Origin of the sequence: Rossellomorea marisflavi, from assembly GCF_022170785.1 — a bacterium.
Classification (GTDB): domain Bacteria; phylum Bacillota; class Bacilli; order Bacillales; family Bacillaceae_B; genus Rossellomorea; species Rossellomorea marisflavi_B.
Genome location: NZ_CP081870.1, coordinates 489,895 through 514,033, shown reverse-complemented (window position 1 = coordinate 514,033; position 24,139 = coordinate 489,895). Strand labels below are relative to the sequence as shown.

The 24,139-nt window shown below is 50.9% G+C and carries 22 protein-coding genes; 3 read left to right on the top strand and 19 right to left on the bottom strand.

The genetic code is table 11. The annotated features are described in order from the left end of the window. Nucleotides 1-3 precede the first annotated feature (3 nt). The 15 genes from K6T23_RS02700 to K6T23_RS02630 form a co-directional block, all read right to left on the bottom strand. Nucleotides 4-615, bottom strand: coding sequence for a flavin reductase family protein (locus K6T23_RS02700; protein WP_238283539.1), 612 nt, complete (start codon nucleotides 613-615; stop codon nucleotides 4-6). Further along, complete coding sequence (gene hisC / locus K6T23_RS02695; RefSeq protein WP_238283538.1) at nucleotides 599-1,717, bottom strand: histidinol-phosphate transaminase; 1,119 nt, start codon at nucleotides 1,715-1,717, stop codon at nucleotides 599-601. The genes K6T23_RS02700 and hisC overlap by 17 nt, the downstream gene beginning before the upstream one ends. A gap of 257 nt (nucleotides 1,718-1,974) precedes the next feature. Next, nucleotides 1,975-3,087 (bottom strand): 4-hydroxyphenylpyruvate dioxygenase, encoded by a 1,113-nt coding sequence (hppD, locus tag K6T23_RS02690; RefSeq protein ID WP_159646060.1) that lies wholly within the window; start codon nucleotides 3,085-3,087, stop codon nucleotides 1,975-1,977. A 111-nt stretch (nucleotides 3,088-3,198) separates the two neighbouring features. Beyond that, nucleotides 3,199-4,602 (bottom strand): dihydrolipoyl dehydrogenase family protein, encoded by a 1,404-nt coding sequence (locus K6T23_RS02685; protein ID WP_238283537.1) that lies wholly within the window; start codon nucleotides 4,600-4,602, stop codon nucleotides 3,199-3,201. A gap of 15 nt (nucleotides 4,603-4,617) precedes the next feature. Beyond that, nucleotides 4,618-5,742: a dihydrolipoamide acetyltransferase family protein gene (locus K6T23_RS02680; protein WP_056532762.1), complete on the bottom strand. Its 1,125-nt coding sequence runs from the start codon at nucleotides 5,740-5,742 to the stop codon at nucleotides 4,618-4,620. Between the two features lie 13 nt (nucleotides 5,743-5,755). Next, nucleotides 5,756-6,751 (bottom strand): alpha-ketoacid dehydrogenase subunit beta, encoded by a 996-nt coding sequence (locus tag K6T23_RS02675; RefSeq protein WP_159646069.1) that lies wholly within the window; start codon nucleotides 6,749-6,751, stop codon nucleotides 5,756-5,758. After that, entirely contained in the window at nucleotides 6,748-7,812 is a 1,065-nt protein-coding gene (pdhA, locus tag K6T23_RS02670) for a pyruvate dehydrogenase (acetyl-transferring) E1 component subunit alpha (protein ID WP_148985974.1), read from the bottom strand. Before pdhA ends, K6T23_RS02675 begins: the two co-directional genes overlap by 4 nt. Before the next feature lie 519 nt (nucleotides 7,813-8,331). After that, the gene (locus K6T23_RS02665) at nucleotides 8,332-9,438 is read right to left on the bottom strand and encodes a Glu/Leu/Phe/Val dehydrogenase dimerization domain-containing protein (RefSeq protein WP_156450612.1); all 1,107 of its coding nucleotides are present in this window, start codon (nucleotides 9,436-9,438) and stop codon (nucleotides 8,332-8,334) included. Between the two features lie 78 nt (nucleotides 9,439-9,516). Continuing rightward, entirely contained in the window at nucleotides 9,517-9,912 is a 396-nt protein-coding gene (locus K6T23_RS02660; protein WP_056532755.1) for a thioesterase family protein, read from the bottom strand. A gap of 975 nt (nucleotides 9,913-10,887) precedes the next feature. Continuing rightward, entirely contained in the window at nucleotides 10,888-12,171 is a 1,284-nt protein-coding gene (locus tag K6T23_RS02655; protein ID WP_238281583.1) for an IS110 family RNA-guided transposase, read from the bottom strand. Nucleotides 12,172-12,616: 445 nt separating this feature from the next. Beyond that, entirely contained in the window at nucleotides 12,617-13,399 is a 783-nt protein-coding gene (locus K6T23_RS02650) for an SDR family oxidoreductase (RefSeq protein WP_053428823.1), read from the bottom strand. A 145-nt stretch (nucleotides 13,400-13,544) separates the two neighbouring features. Further along, nucleotides 13,545-14,339, bottom strand: a complete 795-nt coding sequence (locus K6T23_RS02645; RefSeq protein WP_238283536.1) for an ABC transporter ATP-binding protein — start codon at nucleotides 14,337-14,339, stop codon at nucleotides 13,545-13,547. Further along, nucleotides 14,323-15,342 carry an ABC transporter permease gene (locus K6T23_RS02640; RefSeq protein ID WP_218245063.1) on the bottom strand — a complete coding sequence of 340 codons (1,020 nt, stop codon included), beginning with the start codon at nucleotides 15,340-15,342 and terminating at the stop codon, nucleotides 14,323-14,325. The genes K6T23_RS02645 and K6T23_RS02640 overlap by 17 nt, the downstream gene beginning before the upstream one ends. 18 nt (nucleotides 15,343-15,360) lie before the next feature. Then, entirely contained in the window at nucleotides 15,361-16,332 is a 972-nt protein-coding gene (locus K6T23_RS02635) for an ABC transporter substrate-binding protein (RefSeq protein ID WP_238284371.1), read from the bottom strand. 289 nt (nucleotides 16,333-16,621) lie between these two features. Beyond that, the gene (locus tag K6T23_RS02630) at nucleotides 16,622-17,578 is read right to left on the bottom strand and encodes an NAD(P)H-dependent flavin oxidoreductase (protein ID WP_079514691.1); all 957 of its coding nucleotides are present in this window, start codon (nucleotides 17,576-17,578) and stop codon (nucleotides 16,622-16,624) included. 152 nt (nucleotides 17,579-17,730) lie between these two features. Here K6T23_RS02630 and K6T23_RS02625 point away from each other — a divergent pair, with 152 nt between their 5' ends. Together K6T23_RS02625 and K6T23_RS02620 are read left to right on the top strand one after the other, a co-directional pair. Beyond that, nucleotides 17,731-18,054 (top strand): PadR family transcriptional regulator, encoded by a 324-nt coding sequence (locus K6T23_RS02625; RefSeq protein ID WP_056532739.1) that lies wholly within the window; start codon nucleotides 17,731-17,733, stop codon nucleotides 18,052-18,054. 5 nt (nucleotides 18,055-18,059) lie between these two features. Then, the gene (locus K6T23_RS02620) at nucleotides 18,060-18,734 is read left to right on the top strand and encodes a DUF1129 family protein (RefSeq protein WP_238283535.1); all 675 of its coding nucleotides are present in this window, start codon (nucleotides 18,060-18,062) and stop codon (nucleotides 18,732-18,734) included. On the opposite strand, the gene paaX is transcribed toward K6T23_RS02620, so the two are convergent. Beyond that, nucleotides 18,731-19,606, bottom strand: a complete 876-nt coding sequence (gene paaX / locus K6T23_RS02615) for a phenylacetic acid degradation operon negative regulatory protein PaaX (protein WP_056532732.1) — start codon at nucleotides 19,604-19,606, stop codon at nucleotides 18,731-18,733. The genes K6T23_RS02620 and paaX overlap by 4 nt on opposite strands. A 172-nt stretch (nucleotides 19,607-19,778) precedes the next feature. On the opposite strand from paaX, the gene K6T23_RS02610 reads away from it, so the two are divergent. Next, nucleotides 19,779-20,456 carry a hypothetical protein gene (locus K6T23_RS02610; protein WP_238283534.1) on the top strand — a complete coding sequence of 226 codons (678 nt, stop codon included), beginning with the start codon at nucleotides 19,779-19,781 and terminating at the stop codon, nucleotides 20,454-20,456. Nucleotides 20,457-20,479: 23 nt separating this feature from the next. Here K6T23_RS02610 and K6T23_RS02605 read toward each other — a convergent pair whose 3' ends face one another. From K6T23_RS02605 to K6T23_RS02595, 3 genes are all read right to left on the bottom strand, one after another. Then, complete coding sequence (locus tag K6T23_RS02605) at nucleotides 20,480-21,685, bottom strand: acetyl-CoA C-acyltransferase (RefSeq protein WP_238283533.1); 1,206 nt, start codon at nucleotides 21,683-21,685, stop codon at nucleotides 20,480-20,482. Further along, complete coding sequence (locus K6T23_RS02600) at nucleotides 21,682-22,557, bottom strand: 3-hydroxyacyl-CoA dehydrogenase (RefSeq protein WP_238284370.1); 876 nt, start codon at nucleotides 22,555-22,557, stop codon at nucleotides 21,682-21,684. Before K6T23_RS02600 ends, K6T23_RS02605 begins: the two co-directional genes overlap by 4 nt. 61 nt (nucleotides 22,558-22,618) lie before the next feature. Further along, nucleotides 22,619-24,136: an aldehyde dehydrogenase family protein gene (locus K6T23_RS02595; protein ID WP_238283532.1), complete on the bottom strand. Its 1,518-nt coding sequence runs from the start codon at nucleotides 24,134-24,136 to the stop codon at nucleotides 22,619-22,621. Nucleotides 24,137-24,139 lie beyond the last annotated feature (3 nt).

The window sequence follows — 24,139 nt, the reverse complement described above, 5'->3', positions numbered from 1 at the left end:
CTCTCACCTCTTCCGGATCAATTCGAATGTATCGGCGAGGGGCTTCGTGTAGGTCTGGCCGGCCATCCTCCCAACAGGCTCAAGCGTGGATGAGTCAATTCGTCCGGCGTCATACAGCTCATCATCCAGTCGCACGCACTGCACTTTTCCTATCACGAGGCTTCCTGCGCCTGGGTGGTCCCCGAAATGCAGGACGTCCTGCAGGGTGCATTCCAACTGGACCCGGCTTTCCGAAACAGCAGGGGGAGCCACGGTAACCGATGGCTTCTTCCCAAGTCCGGCTGCCTCGAACTCATCCACTTCATGTGCATATTCCTTTGCACAGTCGTTCATTTGTTCTACAAACGTTTCACTGACAATATTGATTACAAATTCCTTCGTCGCTTCGATATTCAACAGCGTATCCTTCTTTCCGCCATCGGTGCCTCTTCGCATCGGTGAAAAACAGACCAGCATGGGATCGGCGCTGATTGCCGTGAAAAAGCTGAACGGAGCGAGGTTTGCATGTCCCGCCTCATCCACGGTGGAAACAAATGCAATCGGTCTTGGAAGGATGGATCCGATGACCAGTTTATATGCTTCCTGCCATGGGAGCTGATCAGGCTTGATATCCACTTATATTCCTCCCCAGCACATATTCAAGGGCTTTGACGAAAGCACGATTATCCTGTTCGGTTCCGATTGTCACGCGAATGGTCTCGGGATAGCCAAGAAGAACCCCGGACCTGACCAGGAACCCCTTCTTCGCCAATTCACCGGCAATGAGATTCCCATCCTTCCCCGTATCCACCATGATAAAATTCGCCTGGGAAGGGAAGTACGCGAGCCCAAGTCTGTGAAATTCTCCCTCAAGATAGGAACGGCCCGCTTCATTCAACGAAGCACACTTCCTGATGAACGCCTGATCGTGGAGAGCCTTGACGGCTGCTCCTTGGGCCAGTGCATTCACATTGAAGACATCCTTCACTTTGAGGAGCTGTCCGGCTACCTCCTCATTCATGACTCCGAAGCCGACCCTGAGTCCCGCCAGACCATAAATCTTTGAAAAAGTCCTCAGGATCACCAGATTTTCGAAGCGTTTCAAAAGCGGGAGCGTGTCGAGGTGATTTCTGTCTGACACGTATTCCACGTACGCTTCGTCCAATACTAGGAGGATGTGTGAGGGAACGGATGAAATGAAGGACAGCAGTTCTTCAGTCCCGACGATGGTTCCAGTGGGATTATTCGGATTGCAGATGAAGATCAGTTTGGTTCGATCAGTGATGGCATTTTTCATCCCGGCCAGGTCATGGACTCCGTTCACCAGGGGCACCCTTACCGAATTTCCGCCTTCGAGGAAGACATTTGTATGATAGCGGGGGAAGGTGACATCGGCCATGATGGCTTCGTCTCCTTCACTGATATAGGCCCTCGAGAGAAGCCGGATCACTTCATCCGACCCATTTCCGAATACAAGCTCTCCTTGGCGCACCCCAAGGAATTCAGACACCTCTTTACGAAGTTCAGTGGCCGCACCGTCCGGGTAAAGGAAGAACTCCCCATTCCCTTCCTTCAACCAGCTGACGACCTTCGGGGAGCAGCCGTGGATATTTTCATTTTCCGATAGCTTGCAAATGGACCCGAGACCATGCTCTCTTTGTAATTCGACAGTCGATTTCCCAAGAACATACGGATCGATTTTTGTAAGGACTTCCCTCGTCTTGAACTTCATCACCATCAGCCTTCCCCCTCTTTATAATAGGGCTGACCCCGAGTTTCAGAACGTGATCCCGACCGATTCCTGCACGGATGCAGGAGATGTCCGGATCCCTTCGAAAAGCTCTTGGGCCAGCCCGTTTTCTGTTTGTTGATCCCCTATTATTCTCGATCCCTTTTTATTCCCTCTTTGATCATCTATCTCTTTTTTTGCTTGCTTTCTCTATATCTCTATATCTCTTTATCTGATTTTCTCGAATTGAAGGATAAGCTCATTATTTAGAGATTTCCGCGACGCTCCTGCTCTCTTTCGATTGATTCAAACAACGCTTTGAAGTTTCCTTCACCGAATCCCCTTGCCCCTTTGCGCTGGATGACCTCAATGAAAAGAGTCGGACGATCCACGATCGGCTTCGTAAAGATCTGGAGAAGATACCCTTCATCATCTCGATCCACTAGGATGTTTAACTCCTTGATTTGAGAAATTTCTTCATCGATTTCTCCCACACGCTCAGACAGCATATCGTAATAGGAATCCGGGGTGCTCAGGAATTCCACACCATTCTCCTTCAGGATCCCGACTGTCTTCACGATATCCTCTGTCAGAACGGCGATATGCTGTACCCCTGGACCGCCGTAGTACTCCAGGTACTCCTGGATCTGGGATTTGCGCTTTCCTTCAGCCGGCTCGTTGATCGGGAACTTGATCCTGCCGCCATTGTGCATCACTTTGGACATAAGGGCAGAGTATTCTGTCGTGATATCCTCATCGGAGAAATGGCGCATTTCCTTGAAGCCCATCACCTTCTCGTAGTACTCCACCCATTCTTCCATGCGTTCGACATTTCCCACAACGTGGTCGACGGCGATGATGGCCGCATCACGCTCTGTTCTGGAAGAGTCCGCTTTTTCATACCCCGGCATGAAGATCCCGTTGTAATCCTTCCGTTCAATCAAGGTATGGATCGTGTCTCCGTATGTACCGATCACCGCTTTTTTCAGCTTCCCATCTGCATCTTCCAGTGTTTCCGGCGGCATGATTTCAATGGCACCACGCTCCACCGCACCTTTGAAAGCCTTTTCGACATCATCCACCATAAGGGCGATATCCTTGATTCCATCCCCATGCTTCCTGACGAATTCCGCTACACGACTGCCTTCGTGAAGGCTCCCCGTCACAACAAGTCTTACTTTATTCTGCTGAAGGACATAAGAGACGGTATCGCGGTTACCTGTTTCAAGTCCGGAATATGCGACTGTTTTGAATCCAAACGCTGTACAAAAGAAATGGGCCGCCTGCTTGGCATTCCCTGTGAAATATTCAAGATAATCGACATCCCTTACCGGGAAGATTTCTTCGGTCTTCATTGGCTTCTTATCCATCTTTTCCATAACGATTCCTCCGATTTTGTATTTTTCTGATTATTATCGTATGCTCTTTTTCTTTTCTTCTCAAGAGTGGCATGTGAAGCATGAACGCTTTTCTGTAGTGAAGCAACTGATTTATTGAACTGCCTTTTTCCTTCTCCTCTGCAGGTGCACGGCATGCCCCGTGAGTTCCTCGACGGCTTCCATCAGGGCTTCATTGCTGCTCGGATGCGGATAGAGAGGGAAGGTGAAATCCTCTGCCCTTGCTGCCATTTCAAGTCCCAGCACACCCGCGGAGATCAGTTCGACAGCCCCCGATCCGATCATATGGATACCAAGGATCAGAGAAGTCCCTTTCTCCGATACGATTTTGATCATTCCGTCCGTCTCTTCTTTCAATCCTGCAAATCCATTGGCTCTGAAAGGATACTCACTGCAGACTACTTCGTATCCACGATTCTCCGCTTCTTCTTCACTCCAGCCCGCACAGGCGACGGGCGGATCCATTTGGACAATGGCAGGAAGCCACTCCAGGTCAACTTCTCCCTTATCCCCAGCAATCGCTCCCGCTGCCACCTTGCCTTCCTTGATTGCTTTTATGGCAAGCCCTGGTCCGGGGGTCACATCTCCTATAGCCCACACGCCGGGAATCGACGTGCGCCCCTCCCCATCGACCTTGATTTTGCCCCCCTCACACTCAAGCGGCAGCCGGTCCAGTCCTGCACGGGAGAGATCTGCCTCTGACTTCCCGCACAGGACTAAATGGGTTCCATTTACCTGCCTCGTCCCGGCAGAACTTTCATAATCCACTTCCACTCCTCCATCGTCCGAAACGCTCATAATCGTCACTTCGGTAACGACAGAAACCTTCTGTTTTTTCAGAAGCCTTTTCATCTCGCGCTCAATGGACTGATCAAAGGGCAGTCTCCCCTCCATCAGGAGGGTGACTGTGCTTCCAAGGGCCGCGTATGCAGCAGCTATTTCAATGGCCACATAGTCATGACCGGATACAATCAATCCCTCCGGTATCTCGGTCATGGTCAGTGCCTCACGCTCTGTCAGGACAAATGGGGATTCCATACTGATACCCGGCGGATACACCATCTTTCCACCAATCGCGACAATGGCCTGCTTGAATTCAAAAAGGGAGAACTGATGACCGCTTTCGATCCCGATCCGGTTCTCTGATAGAAACGAAGCTGTCCCATTGATCACCTCGACTCCTCTTGAACGAAGCAACCCTTCCACCCCTGCCCGCAGGCCCTTGATCTTTTCTTCTCTGAACGACTTCAGCTTGGCAAGATCGATGGAGGCTTCTCCCATCACCATGCCCATTTTCTGAAGATGCCCCTGCTTTCGGAACTCACTTGCAAAATGGGTCAGGATCTTCGATGGGATGCAGCCTTCATTTAGGCAGGCTCCACCGATCTCCCCCTGCTCGATCAAGGTGACCTGCTTCCCCAATTGGGCGGCACGAAGCGCGGCGTGATAGCCTCCAGGACCTCCACCGATGACCATCAGATCACGTTTTTCTACCATTTCGCCAACTACCATCTATATCATCTCCATCAGCAGGATCCCCGGTTTTTCAATGAAATCCCGCAGTCGATTGGTGAACCTTACGGCTGTCCCTCCATCTGCCACTCGGTGATCGAAAGACATGGATACATTCATCATGGACCGGATCACAATTTCATCCGACTCATTGACCATGGGCCGCTTTTTCGTTTTATGGAAGGATATGAGGGCCACTTCCGGTTCATTGATGATCGGCGTTGCACCGATCGAACCTCCGAGGGGACCGACATTGCTCACTGTGAATGTCCCCCCTGATGCCTCCTTGACGGTAAGCGTTTGATTCAGCGCTTTGTTTGTCAGTGCCTTGAGTTCTTTCTGAATGTCCTTCAGCGTCTTCTCTTCCACATGACGGATCACCGGTACGATCAACCCTTCCTCCGTATCGACCGCTACTCCTATATGATGGGCATGCTGAAGGTGGACGCACTCCTGTTCTTCATCAAGCCGTCCGTTAAAAATCGGGAATTCTTTCAGACAAATAGACAGCGCTTTGATGAAGAATGCACCCATTGAAACGTCTGGCACATCCCTTTTCCACGCGAGGAGTTCCGTGACATCAATCTCTTCAAAGTGGGTACAGTGAGGAATGGTCCTGACTGACCGGACCATCTTGGAAGCAATCTGCTTTCGCCTTCCCCTGAATGGAATGCTGTCTGCCTCAGTCCGCACAGGCGTTTCCTGAGGGGGTGGTTCCACTTGAAGGTGAGAGTGGATATCCTCATCCATGATCCTTCCCGCCGGACCGGATCCCCGCACCTTTTCAAGGGGGATTCCTGCTTCCCTCGCCAGCTTTCTCGTGAAGGGGGATGCCATGATCCTGGTCTTTTGTGCCGTGGCCGAGGATGCCCGTTTGGCCGCTGTCGACGCCTTGCCGGAGCCCATGATCAAAACCGTCTCACCGACGCGGATCGTATCCCCTTCCTTTACATTGAACCCTTTGATGATTCCATTGGCCGGTGCCGGGATTTCCGCTGTCATCTTGTCTGTCTGAACTTCCACCAGCGGTTGATCCGCACGCACCTGTTCACCGACCCCCACCAAGAAGGCGTTGATTGTCGCCTCCGTCATACCTTCTCCTATATCATGCAGCTTGACCTCCATTGGCTCCCTCCTTTCAAAATGCCGCTGCTCTCTCAATTGCTTCGAGGACGCGGCCCGTATCCGGCAGATAATAGTCTTCATATCCAAAATAGGGGACAGGCGTATCGAATCCAGTCACCCTCTCCACAGGAGCTTTCTGAAAGAGGAAAGAAAAGTCGTTGATGATGGCAAGGACATCGTTGCCTACACCCCCTGTGGCATGAGCTTCATGGACGATGACGGTCCTCCCTGTCTTCTGGACAGATTCGGTGATAAGATCCTTGTCCAAGGGAGACAGCGTCCTCATATCGAGTACCTCGCATGAAATCCCCTTTTCTCCTGCCTTCTTCGCTGCCTCTTCTGCCACCTTCACCATTGCTCCCCATGCAATGACCGTGACATCGTCCCCTTCAAGGACGGTCCTTCCTTTACCGATTTCAACCGTATACTTCCCCTCGGGTACTTCCTCACGTGTCGACCGATAGCACTGCATGGGCTCAAGGAATAAGACGGGATCCGGGTCTTCAATGGCCGCAATCAACAACCCCTTTGCCTCCCGGGGAGTTGAAGGGCACACGACCTTGATGCCCGGCATATGGGTGAACAGCGCCTCCGTACTATCGGAATGGATCTCAGGTGCCCGGACACCTGCTCCGTACGGGGCCCGTATGACCATGGGGCATGTATAATGCCCGAGCGTTCTTGAGCGCAGCCGGCTTGCGTGTGTCATGATCTGCTCATAAGCGGGATAAATGAATCCGAGGAACTGGACCTCTGCTACAGGGCGGAATCCATTTACCGCCATTCCGATCGCAGCACCGATGAACCCGGCCTCACTCAGGGGTGTGTCGAGCACCCGATCTTCACCGAACTCTGCCTGGAGGCCATCCGTTGCGCGGAAGACCCCGCCGTTCGTCCCGATGTCCTCCCCAAGGAGCAGGGTATCACTCCGTTCGTTCAACATGACTCGAAGGCCGTCCGTGATCGCCTGTACCATCGTCATCGTTTTGGTTGTTGTCATGATACTCATCTTGATCCCCCCTTCAGATGTGAAAGCAATCTTTCTTTCTGCTGAAGGACGGGCCAAGTCGGTGTTTCGAATACATGATCAAAGATCAAGGACGGGTCCGGCTCAGGATACTGTTCCAGATCCGCAACAGCCGCATCGACCTCCTTGGCATACTCCAGCTTTACGGAATCCAGCCACTCCTCATCGCACCAGCCTTTTTTCTCCATATAGCGCTGTAGCCTGTCTATCGGATCTTCCCTTCTTTTCACATCGCTCTCTCCCTGATCCCTGTATTTCGAGGGATCATCTGCTGTCGTATGAGCACCGTACCTCCACGTCACAGCTTCAATAAGCGTTGGTCCTTCCCCTCTCCTCGCCCGCTCCAATGCATTCTTTGTTTCAAAATAAACAGCGAACACATCATTCCCGTCGATCCTGACACTCGGGATGTCATATGCAAGGGCCTTTTGGGCAATCGTCTTCGTCTTCATCTGCTTGTGGATCGGTACCGAAATGGCATAGCGGTTGTTCTGGTTGAAGAAGACCACGGGAGCCCCCCATACGCTCGCTAGGTTAAGACCTTCATGGAAATCTCCTTCGGATGTCGCTCCATCACCGAAATACGCGATGGCGGCATTCTCCGTCCCTTTCCTCTTTTCGGCATATGCCGCCCCCACGGCATGAGGAAGCTGTGTCGCAATCGGGATGCCAGGAGTAAAGATATTCTTTCCGTCAGGAGGGACACAGCCTTCATTCCGCCCCTTCCAAAACAGAAGGATCTGAAGTAGCGGATGCCCAAAGGTCATGGTCGCCCCATGATCCCGGTACGTCGGAAAAAGCCAGTCCTTTTCATGCAGGGCCATGGCGCTCCCCACCTGGGAAGCCTCTTGGCCCTCAAAAGGGGCATAGGTGCCAATACGCCCCTGCCGTTGAAGACTCACTGCCTTGCGGTCGAACGTCCGGATACGGATAAGATGGCGCAGGAACGTCCTCGCCAACCCTTCGGACACCTCTTTCTCACTGTCGGGGCTCAACTCCCCATGGGGATTCAGCACTTGAACGATCGGAAACTGTTCGATCATTCCCTCACCTCTCTCATGGGGATGCGTCCCCATTGTTTTATTTTGGGTGTTTTGATGATTGCAAGAATGTCAGGTTGATAGGTTTTCTTTTTATTATTGGTTTTTGCTTAGGGCGGCGAGCCGCCTACGCTTTTCTTTCTGTCTAGCTACGGCGGCTTGACCCTCGAGGTCATAAGTCATGACCGCCAAAAGGGCCAAGACCATGCCCTTCTGACGATCCCACCTTATGCTTGTCGGGTCAGAACGAGCCGCCTACGCTTTTCTTTCTGTCTAGCTCCAGCGGCTTGGGGCTCGAGGTCATAAGTCATGATCGTCAAAAGGGCCAAGACCATGCCCTTCCGCCGATTCTGCCTTATGCTTGTCACCCCAGGGCGAGCCGCCTACGCTTTTCTTACTGTCTAGCTACGGCGGCTTGGGGCTCGAGGTCATAAGTCATAATCGTCAAAAGGGCCAAGACCATGCCCTTCCGCCGATTCTGCCTTATGCTTGTCGCCCCAGGGCGAGCCGCCTACGCTTTTCTTACTTCCTTACACTCCATTTTGGGCGTTTGGTGTGGGTGAAGAAGCTGTTTCGTTTGGTTCTGGTTTGGATACGGTTTTCGCAGAAGCGGTCTGCTGCCTGGACGGTGGTGATGTGTTCGTTTTCTGATTGGGTGTAGATATTGAGGAGGCTGTTATAGATGGCTCCCGTTTTCTGGAGGACGCGTTCTTTGTTAGGTTCATAGAGTTCATCTGCTACCTGGATCAGCCCCCCTGCGTTGACGATGTAGTCAGGTGCGTACAGAATTCCTTTCTGGTGAAGGGACATCCCGTGTCTGTGATCAAGGAGCTGATTATTGGCAGAACCGGCTACGGCTTTCACCTTTAACCGTCCGATGGTCTCGTCGTTCAGGATCCCGCCTATGGCACAAGGGATGAACACATCGGCATCCGCTGAGTAGATTTCGTCTCCGCTGACGACCTTCACTGCCGTTCCGAGGGCTTTTGCTTTCAACTGCAGTTTTTCCACAGAGTGATGACTGATATCGGTCACAATCAGATCGGCTCCTTCTTCAAGGAGACGTTCCGCGACCTTGAATCCGACTTTCCCCAGCCCCTGGACCGCATAGCGCTTCCCGTGAAGATCCCTTGATCCCCAGATGGTTTCGTTGGTGGCTTCAAGTCCATAGATGACGCCCATGGCTGTCGGAATCGAAGAGTCGCCGCTTCCACCATATACTTCGTCGACCCCTACGATGCAGTTGGTTTCCTTCAAGGCGTGGACAAAATCATCCGGTGACGTGCCCATATCCGTGCCTGTGTAGAATCTGCCCTGAAGGGATTCGACGAATTGCCCGAATGCCCTGAATAGCTCCGGATGTTTATCTTTGGTCGGATCACCGATGATAACCGCTTTTCCCCCACCAAAATCCACGTCTGCTGCCGCGCATTTATATGTCATCCCCCTCGACAATCTGAGTACGTCGTTCAATGCCGCGTCCACTGAGGCATACGGCATCATCCTGCACCCGCCGAGAGCAGGTCCGAGAGTGGTATTATGTATGGCGATAATTGCTTTCAAACCGGTCTCTTCATCGTTGCAGAACAGGACCTGTTCATGATTCTTGATCTGATCGAACATGTCCATCCCCCTGACCTCCGTCTCTTTTGTAAACGTTTTCATTTTATCGGATAGGCTTGCCATACGAGTTCCCCCTTATCGTCTTCAATCTGTCCCGATACGTTCAGCGATTGTTTGTTTCGGAAGGACAACCTGCCTCACTTCTCCTTCTCCTACAATGGAGTCCGTTTCCTCCCGGCGGATCATGATTTTAGTCCAGATACCTTTTGCGTTCATTCGGGTCACGGTGGCCTTAATGCTCAAACGGGTTCCCGTCCGCGCTGGTGCACGGTGCACTACTTTTACTTCGGCCCCCATCCCTTCTTCCTTTTCTTCCAGGAAAGGAAGGATGATTTGACGGGATGCCCATTCCATGTGATAGACCATTTGGACGGTGGAATAGACCGGGTGAACCACTTCCCCTTCAAAGCTTGCGTGCATGTCGGGTGTGACATCGATGATGATTTCAAGCGTGTGCCCAACGGTCAATCCGGACTTCATCGCTTTCCTCCTTTAAACGATTGCATTATGGATATTAATATAACGTTAATTCAACGATATAATAACATTTTGTTTTATAAATAGTCAATAAATTGTTAAAATTAAAAATTCTTTTGGTTCGTTGTGGAACAGGCAAAGCATTTGGATATTTTAATAGTGGTGGGATGAATGTATTCCCTTTATATCTACTGTTCTTAAAGGTAATAAGTTTGACCTTGGACAGGTATTCTTTATGAGACAGAATTGAATAGCAGACCGTTCCTTTTCGCTGCAGGCGCCTGCTTTCCTGCGGGGAGCATGTCGAGCCTCCTCGTGCCTGCGGGGTCTCGATCATGCTCCTTTTCCGCTGGAGTCAGGCGCCTTCCGCTTCAATACACTCTGGGATTCTGATAGGCATTTAGGAATTTTTTTGATAGGGGAGGTGAGTTGAATAAAATCCCTTTATATGTAATGTTCTTAAATTGATTAATCTGGGGTAATCACTCTTTATGTGACTAAATTGAACAGGAGACCGCTCCTTTCCGCTGCAGGCGCCTGCTTTCCTGCGGGGAGCATGTCGAGCCTCCCTCATGAAAATTCAGTAGTTCTTAGTATTCCTAGGTTTTTCTCAGGTTTTCGTAGGCGTTCAAAAGAGGCGACATGGCACATTTGAATAAATTCATCCATATTTAAATATATATGGAAACGCACTAAGCGTCTGAAGAAACCTGGCGTCTTTTTTCCATTAATAGGTACTAATTTATGATCGCACTATTGGATCTCCACATACGACATGGCGGTGGACCCTCCCATTTCTCTCAGCGTCTATGCGCGTAAATTCCTTCGTTCGACCTGACCATGTGTGGTTGCCGGAAATGCTCCTCGGGTGGGTCTATGCCCTAATGCTTGGAATAGTGACCGGCTTATCCGTGCTTCTTTTGATTACCTAAGAAACCATCAAAAAACTAAGGGATATTGACTGCTGGACATCATACGTTAAGCTGCCTGCACATCTCTCATATGAGGGATATCGCGAAGCATGCGTTCCTCACTAAACGCACACTTTCGTGTGCCTATGACAAATAAGACCTTAATCAGTTTACGTCCTAGTGCGACAAAAGACTGTTTCCCTTTAAGAGGATTCGTTCGTCTGTGTTTATAATACTGATGAAGAGCTTTAAAGGCGTCATTATGAAAAGTTAAAGGGCGGGCGACTTGATACAGAATGGAACGCAACCTTCGTCGCCCACGCTTAGTAATGGTTGTTTTCCCTCGATGTGTGCCGGATTGGTTCATCATCAGATTCAGTCCTGCTAATTTAATAATCTGTCGTGGATCTTTATAATTTGATAAGTCACCAATCTCGGCGAAGAACCCAACAATGGTCATCGCTCCCACGCCATTGATCGCCATCATAAGATCTGCGCCAGGAACCGTAAGAACCAGTTCTTCAAGTTCTTCTTTCAGATTGTCCAGACGTTCGTTTAAGGCCTCATACTGATCAACGAGATAGCGAAGCTCTTCACGAGCCATGCGGAGACCTACGGTCATCCCAACACTGGAGTCAGCTACTTTCTTTAAGTGGCGCATACGCGCCACCCCTACATTTTTGGTCCCTAATGCCTTTACGTCGTATAGAAGTTCCTCTTCTGTCTTCTGTCGAATATCTGTTGGAAGATAGCCTAACTTCAGAAGCGCCATCGCCATCTTTCCATTCCACTTCTTAAACACCGTCAAGAATTCAGGGAAATACCGATCCAGAACGTTATGGATTTGTGCTTTGATGGAAGAGAGATCTTCTTGAATGATATCAAAGAGTTTCACGCCTTCACGTAACTCGGCATAGATGCCTTCCGGCAAGGTAGGCTCATGATACCGCCCTGCTCGCATGACTTGAGCGATGACCTTCGCATCCTTTGTATCATTTTTGGTAGGCGAGTCATCATCCAGTTCTTTTGATTTCTTGACCTTCATCGGGTTTACCACCACAGGGCGCTCGCCCTGGGATTTCAAGAAGTAAGCTAGATTCATCCAATAATGTCCCGTAGGCTCCATCCCCAACATTAAGTTCGGACGGGATGTGTCCGCACTTAATTGTCGAGCCCACTCTAGTAACAATTGGAATCCTTCTAACGAATTCGGAAAAACCAGACGCTTCGATAAGTCGATTCCTCGATCATCAATGGCCCTGGCGACGTGCTTGTGTTTGGCAATATCAATGCCGATGATTAAAGTCTGTTCATTAATTTGATTAAGTCGTTCATTTTGTGTAAAATCCATAGTTGAAGTCTCCCTTCGGTACTTAATTCGAGGTCATGCGCATGACACTCTCTATCGTACCAAGGGAGCTTTTTTTATGCACATCGCTAAAATCTCACTTTATCCTCATATTCTTTTATAACAGGAATGCTCCTCGTGCCTGCGGGGTCTCGATCATGCTCCTTTTCCGCTGGAGTCAGGCGCCTTCCGCTTCAATACACTCTGGGATTCTTATGAGTAGGAATTGTTTTTTGATGCAGTATTTTTTGGTAGATAATCAGCCTTAGGCAACATCTGCGTGTTTGAAAAACTCATGGAATACTAATACTGCAATCAACCAATTTAAAGAACCCCATCAGGTATATTTCTCTATCCACTTCCTGCTGATTCTTCTTTAAACATAAAAAAACAAGAATGCGGGCTTGGCCTCATTCTTGTTTTTTACTGCTAGTATTCTATTTGTTGATCAGTATTTATAGGATTGTCCGCCGTCGATCGGGATGACGGCTCCGTTGATGAAGTCTGCTTGGGAGGATAGCAGGAAGGCTACGAGGTATCCGACTTCTTCGGGTTTTCCGAAGCGTTTCATTGGGTTGACGCTGACGAATTCCTTGCCTGCCGCTTCCCAGTCATCGCCTCCGATTTGGCGGAGGGAGCCTTCGACCATCGGTGTCATGATGGCACCTGGTGCGATGGCTTTGATGCTGATTCCGTACTGACCATATTCCACACCGGAATTGCGGGTCATTCCGACTACGCCGTGTTTGCTTGCCGCATAGCCGGATTGGTTGCCGACGCCGCGGATCCCTCCGACGGATGCCGTATTGACGATGGAACCGTAGCCCTGCTCCCTCATGACTTTCAGTACATATTTCATGCCGTAAAAGACACCGTTCAAGTTGATGTTCACTACACGTTCAAATTCATCCGTACCGTATTCCTCTGTAAGATCCTGCTTCCCTTCGATTCCTGCGTTGTTGAAGAATCCGTCGATTTGACCGAAGTGTTCCACCGTTTCATCGACGTATTTCTTCACGGCGCTTTCGTCGGAGCAATCCGCTTCGATCAATAATACGTCCGCTTCACTGTAAGAAGAAAGAATGGATTGCTTTACTTCTTCCAAACCACCTTGGTTCAGGTCTACGAGTGATAGTTTTGCCCCTTCTGATGCAATTTGCATGGCCGCAGCATGTCCAAGTCCGGATGCAGCCCCAGTGATCAAGATTACTTTGCCTTCAAAACGTTTCATTTTGAAATCTCTCCTATTCTTGATGGTTTACCAGAACCGGGCAGGGATGAATTTCCTGTCCTTACTAGTAGATTACGCCTATTCCATTTGAAGGGCAAACAACTCGACTCGCACCAAAAAGCCGGCCTGTATAGGCCGGCTTTCGTTACGAGAGAAGGGCCCGGTCACTGGCAAGCTTGCTGCCGCGGATCCTTTGGAACTCGTGAAGGAGTCCTTCAACGGTCAAGCCCTTCTTCTCTTGTTCATTCACTTCAAGGATGATCTGTCCTTTATCCATCATGATCAGTCTGTTACCTAAATCGATGGCCTGCTGCATATTATGGGTAACCATAAGGGTGGTCAGGGCGTATTGATCCACAATTTGCCGGGTCAGCTTCGTGATCAGATCAGCACGTGCCGGATCCAGGGCTGCCGTGTGCTCATCGAGGAGTAGGATCGACGGCTCCGTGAAGGTGGCCATGAGCAACGATAGCGCCTGACGCTCCCCTCCTGATAGCAACCCGACTTTAGCATTGAGCCGATTTTCCAATCCTAGATGAAGACTCTCGAGTACTTCCTTGAAGTAGGCCTTCCTCTTCTTCGTGACTCCGAGCCTGAAGCCTCTTGTGCGATTCCGCGAGTATGCCATGGCAAGATTCTCTTCGATGGTCATCGAGGGGGCTGTGCCTGCCATCGGATCCTGGAAGACTCGTCCGATGAGCTTCGATCTCCGGTACTCCGACACTTTCGATACATCTTGATCCTGGATGTGGACGGTTCCAACATCCGGTATCATGACCCCAGAGACGATATTCATGAGCGTTGACTTTCCGGCCCCGTTGCTCCCGATCACCGTGACGAAATCGCCCGGTTCCATGGAAAGCTGGATGTCATCAAGGGCGATTTTTTCATCCGGTGTTCCTTCGTTGAAGACCTTGTGGATCCTATTTAATCGTAACACTGCTGCCACCCTCTCCTTCCGAGACCGGAACGGCCTTCATCCTCTCGGCCATGCGCTTAGCCTTGCGCTTCCTGTCCTTATATCTCTCCATGACTTTCGGCATGACGAGTGCGAGGATGACGATCGTCGCTGTAATCAGCTTCATGTCACCCGTTTCAAGGAAGTCTACGCGAAGGGCCATGGAGACAACCAGACGGTAGATGATGGCCCCGCCGATGACGGCAAGTGTGGTCCTTGCAATGGATTTGGTACCGAAAAGGGCTTCCCCGATGATGACGGATGCAAGACCGATGATGATCATCCCGATCCCCATCCCGACATCTGCGAAGCGGCTGTACTGGGCAATCAGTGCCCCGGACAGGGCCACAAGCGCATTGGAAATCCCGAGGCCAAGGATGATCATGAGATTCGTATTGGCAGAGAAGCTCCGGATCATACGCTGATTATCGCCGGTCGCCCTGAGGGCAAGACCGACTTCTGTCTTGAGGAACGCATCCGTCAAAAACTTGATCATCAGCGTCACGACCGTCATGAACAGGAGGACCGCCCACGTATCAGGGAGTGGTTCTCCCAATCCGACAGCATTCCAGATACCATTCAGTGCCTGGTCGATTCCAAGGGATCCAACCAGACCTGTGATCCCCGTAAAAGCCGTATCTTCATTCAATAGGGACACATTGGACGTGCCCATGATCCTCAGATTGATAGAGTAAAGAGCAATCATCATGAGGATTCCGGATAGGAGTGCATTGATTTTTCCGAATGTATGGAGAAGCCCTGTTATACATCCTGCGACGAAGCCGATCACCATGGCAGTGACCGTTGCAGCGACGGGATTCACTCCGCCCACGATCATCGTCGCTGCAACGGCTGCCCCGGTCACGAAGCTCCCGTCCACTGTCAGATCAGGGAAGTCCAATATTCTGAAGGACAGGTAGACTCCGAGGGCCATGATGGCGTAAATGATCCCGGATTCAAAGGAGGCAAATATGGCCGTTGGCATCTTGAATCATCCTTTCTATCACTCTTCGTAGAATTCTCCGAGTTCACTCCAGGCATCCTTTACCTCGACACCCTGCTCTTCGGCCGCTTTCTTGTTGATCATAAGCTTGAAATCTTTCGGATACTCAACGCTGATCTCAGACGGTTTCTTCTCGCCCTTCAGGATCTTAACGGCCATGAGGCCCGTTTCATATCCAAGATCTTCATAGCTGAATCCGCTGGCGGCTACCGCACCTTTTTTCATGGAATCAAGTTCACCGACGAAGAGTGGAATATCTTTATCATTGGCAACACCGATGACGGCATCAAGTGCTGAGACCACCGTATTGTCCGTCGGGACGTAGATGGCATCTACACGGCCTACAAGCGATTCAGTCGCCTGCTTCACTTCCGCTGAAGTGGATACAGACGCTTCCACGACCTTCGCTCCCTTTTCCTCAGCAAGCTTCTTCACTTCCTTGGCCTGCACGACGGAGTTCTGTTCACCAGAGTTATAGATCACCCCGATTTTCTTCGCTTTCAGTTCATCTGTGATAAAAAAGATCGTTTTGGAGGTCGCTTCGGGATGGTTGTCCGATGTACCCGTGATATTCTCCCCCGGCTCCTCGAATGATTTCACCAGCTCAGCACCGACGGGATCCGTCACCGATGTAAACACAATGGGGATCTTCTTGGTCGCATTCAGAGCATGTTGCGCGCTCGGTGTTGAATTGGCGAAAATAAGGTCCACCCCGTCCCCGACGAGGTTTTTGGCGATGGTCTGGGAATTATTCGGATCACCCTGGGCATTCTGAACATCGTATTTCACGTTGTCACCCTCTTTGAATCCGTTCTCTTCCAGTGCTTTCTTAAACCCTTTGTAAGCTGCATCAAGTGACGGATGCTCGACGATCTGACTGACCCCGATTACATATTCCTTCTTTCCATCGCCATCGCTACCGCTTTTTTCTGATGAACCGCAACCCGATAAAATCATCATCCCGAGGAGCATGGACGATGCACCCAATAACCAACCTTTCTTTTTCACAGAAATCCCCCTTTGATCACAAGTTATATGATTAATAGTCTATAAGACTACCGAATCCTTTCTGTGATAAAAATAATACGCACCGTTAATACAACGTTATATTATCACTGACGTCACGAAATAGTCAATAATATTCGGAAAATTTAAAAATTACTCTCAGTATAGTTGTTTTGGCTCAGGATTTCCAGAAGATTTTAGCGGTTTAAACGAAAAAAGCAGCGGGCGTCTTCCTCACCCACTGCTTTTCTAACTCTTATTCTACCTTCATAGTGCCTGAAAGAGCCCTCAGGACCGTTGAGGCGTCGTTCATCATCCCGTCCACCACTTCTTTGACGGTCGGTATATCACCGATCAGACCGGCCACCTGTCCACCATTGATGAAACCCTCGTCGAGTTTTCCTTCGAGGGCACCCTTGCGATGGTTGTCCTCAGAGGTCAGTTCCGAGTACTGTTCCAGAGTCATCCCCTGCTTTTCCAGATCCAATACCCTTTCAGCGTAGGGCGCCCTCAGAACGCGCCGTACCCTTCCCACGCTCCGCCCGACAATAAGTGTTCCGTGATCATTCGCTGCAAGAAGGGTTTCTTTATACCGCTCATGAAAGGGTGCTTCCTTGGTCGCGATGAACCGGGTTCCCATCTGGACGCCGCTTGCGCCCAGGGCGAGCATGGCTACAAGCCCGCGGCCATCCGCAATTCCCCCGGCTGCCACGACGGGAATAGCCACTTCATCCACAAGCTGCGGGATGAGGGCCAGGGTCGTGGTCTCGAGATGGGAGTTGATGCCCGCCGCTTCATACCCTTCTGCCACCAGGACGTCTGCCCCTGCATCCGCCGCTTTTCTTGCTTGCTTACGGGAGGCCACCACGCATACCACTTTGATCCCGTGCTCGTGAAGGACAGGAATGAGCGGTGCCGGATTTCCTGCTGATAAGGAAACCACGGGTACCTCTTCCGTGATGGCAATCCCGATCATGCCTTTCAGGTCAGGCGTCATCGTAATCGGGATATTCAGGGCGAATGGCCGGTTCGTGAGCACCTTCAGATCCCGGACGATCTCCCCCACTTCCTTCACACCCATGGTCCCTGTCCCGATCGTCCCCAGGGCACCCGCTTCCGACACGGCCGCAGCCAGGCGGGCATTGCTGATGTTCCCCATGCCTCCCTGGATGATGGGGTGCTGGATCCCGAGGCATTCTGTGAGTCTATTCATAGCGATTCCTCCTCCACTCTATTCATGATTAAAAAAAGAGGTTTACAAAACCCCTTCCAGCATTTATGCTATTCATAGCTACTTTGCGTAACAAGGTAGCTGAACTTTTATCTTAGTATCTTGTTTTACAATATACCTAAAGGAGAATCGTCATGTCGATCCGAAGCCAACTGCTAAAAGGGATTCTTGATGGATGCATCCTGGCCGTCATTGAAAAGGAGCCCGTTTATGGCTATGAATTGTCCAGGAAACTTCAGGCATCCGGTCTGCAGGATGTAAGTGAAGGAACGATCTATCCCGTCCTTCTCCGCCTGCAGAAGAATAAATGGATCACAGGCGAAATGCGGCCGTCCGAGTCGGGTCCGAACCGGAAATATTATTCACTGACTGAGGACGGAAAAGCCGCGCTAGTAGAGATCACCCAAGAGTGGGAGCATCTATCCGTCCCGGTCAACCAACTATTGAAAAGGGGGTAACACCATTGATCGCAGCAAAAGAACTGATCGAATTAAATAACCAAAAGAGAGAAAAACTGACCGAAGAGAACGAAAAATATTATTCCGATATCTTATTGTACCTCCGACTCCAGCTCACCCTGTCTGATCAGCAAACTGAAGAGATCCTCATGGAGATCCTCGAACATCTCCTCGAAGGACAGGACGAAGGAAAGACAGCTACGATGATCTTCGGAGCTGATCCGAAAGCATATGCAGACGAGCTTGTCGAACAGCTTCCTCCCGAGAGCAAACGGAGCGTAGCCGGGTTCATTTCCCTGATGGCCTTGAACCTGTTCGGTATTTTCCTAGCCATCCGCGGAGCAGGCCTACTGATCGCCTCTTTCTTCAAAGAAGTGGAAAATGATGTATTCATCGGCTCGGCAGCCATTATGGCGGTGATCTTACTCCTCACCATATTGACAGAGATCAAGATGTTCTTTTCCATCATCAAGCGTTCACTATTTCAAGAAAAAGATTCAGCCGGCAAGATGGCGCTGATCGGCGGATTGGGCGGTGGAGCCATCAGTTTACCATTCTTCCTTGCCTTGTTTTTCCTCCCAGACCTTGGTCCTTCTTTTTCTTTCAGCTGGTGGGCTTCCCTTATCGCGGGATTGGTCATGGTCGGCCTGTATAAGTTGATTTCCAGAAACAGATTCTAATCCATCAGGAGCGGATGGTTCATCACGTCATAGGATGTATCTTTATTGGTGAGCTCGTTCCCATCTTCGAATACACTCTCGAAGAAGCGGGAGGCGGGCTCAGCAAGCTCCTTATAATACTCTCCGAATAGCGTGGCGGCATGACCTCCGAGCCATTTATCCGGTAGCAGCTCATCAGGAAGTCCCGGATCCACGAATAAGAACTTCCGGTATTCATGGACAAGCTTTGCCCGCCCTACGAAACACTCCGCATCACTCATTTGGCCCTTGGCAATCTTGCTTTTATCCATCATATACATGCGGCTGTACTCCGCGATGAAACCCTCATATTTGGCATTGATTTCTTCCAGATCCCAGTTCTTTTCTACGAGCCTTCTGCTTTCACTCGGCCCTTTATGGTCTGCAATGAAGAAGTCGACATACTCTTCGATCTCGTATTTCCGGATCAGTTGCCTAACCTGTTTCTCCAAGTCATTAGGGGAAATCCACGTACTGGCGGACATCGTGCCGAAACCGCTCCAAACCAGTTCTTTCCTGAGCTCGTCCCGAATACTCCGGATTTCTTCCGGAATGGAGTACATGAAGATCCTCCACTTCCCGTCCCACTCCTCAGGCTTGAGCTTGAAGATCCTGTTCGCAGCTTCTTCCATCCGGTCGACACCGCGCTCGGTCAATGTGTAATAACTTTTATTCCCTTGTTTCTCTGCCTGGACCCAGCCCTGCTTGTTCATTCGGGAAATGGCCGCTCTCACTGCCTGGTCATTGTGGCCGAACTCATTCAGAAGCCGGATCAGGCTCCCGATCCAGATTTTATTCCCGTAATGGCTGATATAATCCCCGTACAAGGTGAAGATCATTGATCTTGTATTCATGCAAGCCTCTCCTTTTACGCCCGATCTATGATGTACCGTTATCGCGTGACGTGTTCTTAACGTATAACTATTATAATATCATAATTATCTGAAATAAGAAGCGTTTACATCACCTGTTTCAACAAGGTCCATTAAGGGAAGGGATAAGAAAAATAGCAGAAAGGACTGTTGTATGGATACTCTCTTATTCTCTGCCTTTACCATCGCCTATATCGTCCTCTTCGTCATGTCAATCCGGATCCTCAGGAAACGGCACGCTCTCAGTATCGCGTTCCTCCTTCCCGTCATCGCTGGACTCATTTACGATAACGGCATCATCGCCTCAGGAAAATACATAGGGGAAGGACGGCTCCTGAAAGAGCTGAGCCTTGTGCGGTATTACATGCATGCCTTCTTCACACCGCTCCTGGTCCTGTTTGCCTGGAAGTCCCTTGAGCAGGGAGGAATCCGGACAGCGCGGACGACGGCATTCCGCTCTTGTGCCTTCCTCCTGACCATCGGCCTGATCACTGTGGAACTCCTTACAGAGGTCGTCGGCCTGAAAGTGACACCGGAATGGTCGTACGGCGTGCTGTCGTACGGAAATGCCGATCCCTCTTCCGGCCCGCCTATCATGGTCCTCATCGTGGCCATCGTCCTTCTTGCGGCATCGATTGCCATCTGGAAGGTGCAGGGATGGATCTGGTTCTTCCTCGGTTCCCTGATCATGACGATCGGCAGTGCTGTCAGCATTCCTGTGGACAGCGGTGCCGTGACCAACCTGTTCGAACTTGCCTTGCTGGCCTCCCTTGTCGGTACGGCTGCCTATCAAGCCTCTTATACAAAACAACACATCGAACCCGCGGCATGATGGTCGCGGGTTTACCTGTGCCTTTATCCCTTCAGCCTTTCCACCACGGTCGCGATTCCCTGCCCGACCCCTATGCACATGGTGGCAAGGCCATATTGGACATCCCGTCTCTTCATCTCATGCAGGAGTGTCGTCAGGATTCTTGCGCCGCTCGCCCCGAGGGGATGTCCGTATGCAATCGCACCTCCATTGACATTCACGATCGCCTCGTCGAGTCCAAGCTCCCTGATACAGGCGAGGGACTGGGCGGCAAATGCTTCATTCAACTCCACCAGTCCGACTTGTTCCATGGTTAGGCCGGCCCTGGTCAATGCCTTTTGGGTGGCATCGATGGGTCCTATGCCCATGACGGACGGTTCGACGCCGGCGACAGCAGACGTCACGTACCGGGCGAGAGGCGTCAATCCCAGCTCCTCTGCTTTGTTCCTGCTCATCAGGAGCAGGGCGGCCGCCCCGTCGTTTACCCCTGAAGCATTGCCTGCCGTGACGGACCCGTCCTTGAATAGCGGCTTTAATCCAGCAAGCTTTGCGAGATCGGTATCCGGTCTCGGATGCTCATCCTGAGTGACATGCATTACGCCGCTTCGTTTGTTGAATACCTCAACCGGTACCACCTCATCCACAAGGCGTCCTTGCACCTGCGCTTCTTTGGCCTTGGTCTGGCTTGCCAAGGCAAAACAATCCTGCTCTTCACGGGAGATAGCAAATCTCTTCGCAACGTTTTCAGCTGTTTCCGGCATGGAATCGGTTCCGTACATTTCCTCCATCTTCGGGTTCACAAACCGCCACCCGATGGTCGTGTCAAACATCTCCATGTTCCCTCGGGGAAATTCGCTTTCCGGCTTTTTCATGACCAGGGGGGCACGGGTCATGCTCTCCGTTCCTCCTGCGATGAAGATCTCTCCCTCACCTGCCAGGATGGCACGGGCCGCATAATTCACCGCATCGAGTCCGGATCCGCACAGGCGATTGATCGTGGTCCCCCCCACTTCAACGGGGAGTCCTGCCAACAGGGCCGACATCCTGGCTACATTCCGGTTGTCCTCTCCGGCTCCGTTTGCATTTCCGAACACCACTTCTTCAATGGATTCAAGGGGGACATCGGGATTTCGCGCAATCAGGGCCTTGATGACAGCTGCCCCGAGATCATCAGGCCTTACGCCTTTAAGGCTTCCTTTGTATCTCCCGATCGGGGTTCTGACGGCATCGACGATCACAACTTCCCTCATGTCGACTTCTCCTTTTCTTTCTCCACAGAGTACTCATATACGCCCCTTCCCGTCTTACGCCCCAGTCTTCCCGCCTTCACATACTGCTCCAACAGGGGAGCCGGACGGTATTTATCTCCGAGCTTTTCATGGAGGTACTTCAAGTTATTGAGTCTCGTATCCAATCCGACCAGATCTCCGAGCTCAAACGGTCCCATGGGATAGTTCAACCCAAGTTTGATGGCTTTATCAATGTCTTCCGGTGTCCCGAGCCCCTCTTGGAGCATTAAGAATGCTTCATTCCCCACGAGAGCCGAGATCCTGCTTGTGACAAATCCAGGGAATTCATTAATGATGACCGTCTCCTTCCCCATGGAGCTTGCAGCTTCGCGGACAGCCTCCACCGTTTCTTCATCCGTCTCCAAGCCCTTGATGATCTCGATCAGGGGCATTTTATGTACAGGATTGAAGAAGTGCATGGCAATGACCTTTTGGGGCCTTTTCGTGTAAGAACCGATTTCCGTTGGGCTCATGGTGGACGTGTTGGTGGCAAAATAACATGATTCAGGAGCATGGGCGTCAAGCACCTGGAATACGGAGCGCTTCAGCTCCCGGTCTTCGGGTACAGCCTCGATGACAAAATCAGCATCCGACACGGCGATCGACAGATTGGTAGAATATTGGAGGTTCCCTTTTGCTTCTTCGTATTGATCCGCCGAAAGCTTTTGGCGTTCTATCCCTTTTTGAAGATATCCTGCAATCTCCCTTTCTGCACGGAGCAGCTGTTCTTCCTTAATATCCACAAGGGTGGTCCGATATCCACCTACTGCACTTACGTAGGCTATCCCTCTCCCCATGACCCCTGAACCGACTACGACTAGATTCCGCATGATACCCTCTCCTCTCTAGAAATAAGGGGTTGACCTCCGGAAAGGACAACCCCTGTCTGTTTCATTACACACCGAATGGATTCAGTGGACGATTGCCGAAATAGGAAATGATGCTCTTCGTCTCGGTATACAGGTCCAGCGTCTCGACGCAAAGCTCCCGACCGAATCCGGATTGCTTGTATCCGCCGAACGGGGTGCCAGGGAACGCGGAGAATGGGCAGTTCACCATGACGATTCCGGCCTGGATCGCTTTTGCCACCCGTGTTGCACGACCATGATTCTCTGTCCAGATCGCAGATCCGAGACCATATTCGCTGTCATTGGCCATGCGGATCGCTTCTTTCTCATCTTTGAACGTCATGACAACCACGACTGGTCCGAAGATCTCTTCTTTTACGGCTTTCATGTCATGGCTCACATTGGTGATGATCGTCGGCTCATACCAGCTTCCCTTTTCAAAGCCGGCCACCTTTGCCTGTTTTCCTCCGGTCAGTATCGTTGCCCCATCTTCTTTCGCCGATGTCACATACTCATGGATCGTATCCACCTGCTTCTGATCAATGACGGCTCCGATATGTGATCCTTTATCGTGAGGATCACCCAGGGTGAGCTTCTTCGTTTTCTCAACGAACTTCTCCATGAACGCATCATAGATATCTTCGTGTACATATAATCTGGACCGGGCTTCACAGGATTGACCGGTATTATAGAAAATTCCGAAGAGAGATCCGTCGACGGCTGCATCCAGATTGGCGTCGGCGAATACGATATTCGGGGATTTCCCGCCGAGTTCTAAAGTGACTCGTTTCAATGTCTGGGACGCCCTTTCCATGATGTTCTTCCCTACAGGTGTCGAGCCGGTGAACGCAACTTTATCCACGTTCTTGTGCTCCACCAGATAATTCCCCACCGTTGAACCGGAGCCTGGAATGATATTGATGACTCCTTCCGGTACGCCGGCTTCAATACAGATCTCACCCAGGACGATGGCGGTAAGAGGGGTGAGGGTCGCAGGCTTCACGATCACGGAGCATCCGGCGGCAAGGGCGGGTGCAATCTTCCAAGCGGCCATCATCAATGGATAATTCCATGGAATGATCTGCGCGCAGACTCCGACCGGCTCTTTCTCCGCTACATTGGTGAATTGACCTGGGACCGGATTCACCGTACCCCTGTGACCGACGATGGCGCCTGCATAGAATTCAAAGTCTTCGATCGCCTGCATGACCTGACCCTGTGCGGCCGACAGGGACTTTCCGCTGTCCATGATTTCAAGCGATACCAGCTCATTGAATCTTGACCGCATGATCCCGGCGATTTTATTGAGAGTGCGTGAACGTTTGTTGACGGGTGCCTTTTTCCATTTTCCGTAATCAAAGGCATTGCGTGCAGCCTGTACGGCTTTCTCTGCATCCTCGATGCCTGCAAGCGACACCGTTGCCAATGCTTCCCCTGTAGCCGGATTGTAGGTGGTGAAAGTTTCGCCGGATTCACTTTCCGTCCGTTGGCCCCCGATGATCAAGGAATAATGCTCCCTCTTCATTTCCAACACGTCAAACGTTTGCTCTTTCACTGTCGACATCTC

Coding starts and splice junctions, on each gene's coding strand:
- hisC (WP_238283538.1), bottom strand. CDS start 1,717: ATGGTGATGAAGTTCAAGACGAGGGAAGTCCTTACAAAAATCGATCCG.
- hppD (WP_159646060.1), bottom strand. CDS start 3,087: ATGGAAAAGATGGATAAGAAGCCAATGAAGACCGAAGAAATCTTCCCG.
- K6T23_RS02685 (WP_238283537.1), bottom strand. CDS start 4,602: ATGGTAGAAAAACGTGATCTGATGGTCATCGGTGGAGGTCCTGGAGGC.
- K6T23_RS02680 (WP_056532762.1), bottom strand. CDS start 5,742: ATGGAGGTCAAGCTGCATGATATAGGAGAAGGTATGACGGAGGCGACA.
- K6T23_RS02675 (WP_159646069.1), bottom strand. CDS start 6,751: ATGAGTATCATGACAACAACCAAAACGATGACGATGGTACAGGCGATC.
- pdhA (WP_148985974.1), bottom strand. CDS start 7,812: ATGATCGAACAGTTTCCGATCGTTCAAGTGCTGAATCCCCATGGGGAG.
- K6T23_RS02665 (WP_156450612.1), bottom strand. CDS start 9,438: ATGGACATGTTCGATCAGATCAAGAATCATGAACAGGTCCTGTTCTGC.
- K6T23_RS02660 (WP_056532755.1), bottom strand. CDS start 9,912: ATGAAGTCCGGATTGACCGTTGGGCACACGCTTGAAATCATCATCGAT.
- K6T23_RS02655 (WP_238281583.1), bottom strand. CDS start 12,171: ATGGATTTTACACAAAATGAACGACTTAATCAAATTAATGAACAGACT.
- K6T23_RS02650 (WP_053428823.1), bottom strand. CDS start 13,399: ATGAAACGTTTTGAAGGCAAAGTAATCTTGATCACTGGGGCTGCATCC.
- K6T23_RS02640 (WP_218245063.1), bottom strand. CDS start 15,342: ATGCCAACGGCCATATTTGCCTCCTTTGAATCCGGGATCATTTACGCC.
- K6T23_RS02635 (WP_238284371.1), bottom strand. CDS start 16,332: ATGCTCCTCGGGATGATGATTTTATCGGGTTGCGGTTCATCAGAAAAA.
- K6T23_RS02630 (WP_079514691.1), bottom strand. CDS start 17,578: ATGAATAGACTCACAGAATGCCTCGGGATCCAGCACCCCATCATCCAG.
- K6T23_RS02625 (WP_056532739.1), top strand. CDS start 17,731: ATGTCGATCCGAAGCCAACTGCTAAAAGGGATTCTTGATGGATGCATC.
- paaX (WP_056532732.1), bottom strand. CDS start 19,606: ATGAATACAAGATCAATGATCTTCACCTTGTACGGGGATTATATCAGC.
- K6T23_RS02610 (WP_238283534.1), top strand. CDS start 19,779: ATGGATACTCTCTTATTCTCTGCCTTTACCATCGCCTATATCGTCCTC.
- K6T23_RS02605 (WP_238283533.1), bottom strand. CDS start 21,685: ATGAGGGAAGTTGTGATCGTCGATGCCGTCAGAACCCCGATCGGGAGA.
- K6T23_RS02595 (WP_238283532.1), bottom strand. CDS start 24,136: ATGTCGACAGTGAAAGAGCAAACGTTTGACGTGTTGGAAATGAAGAGG.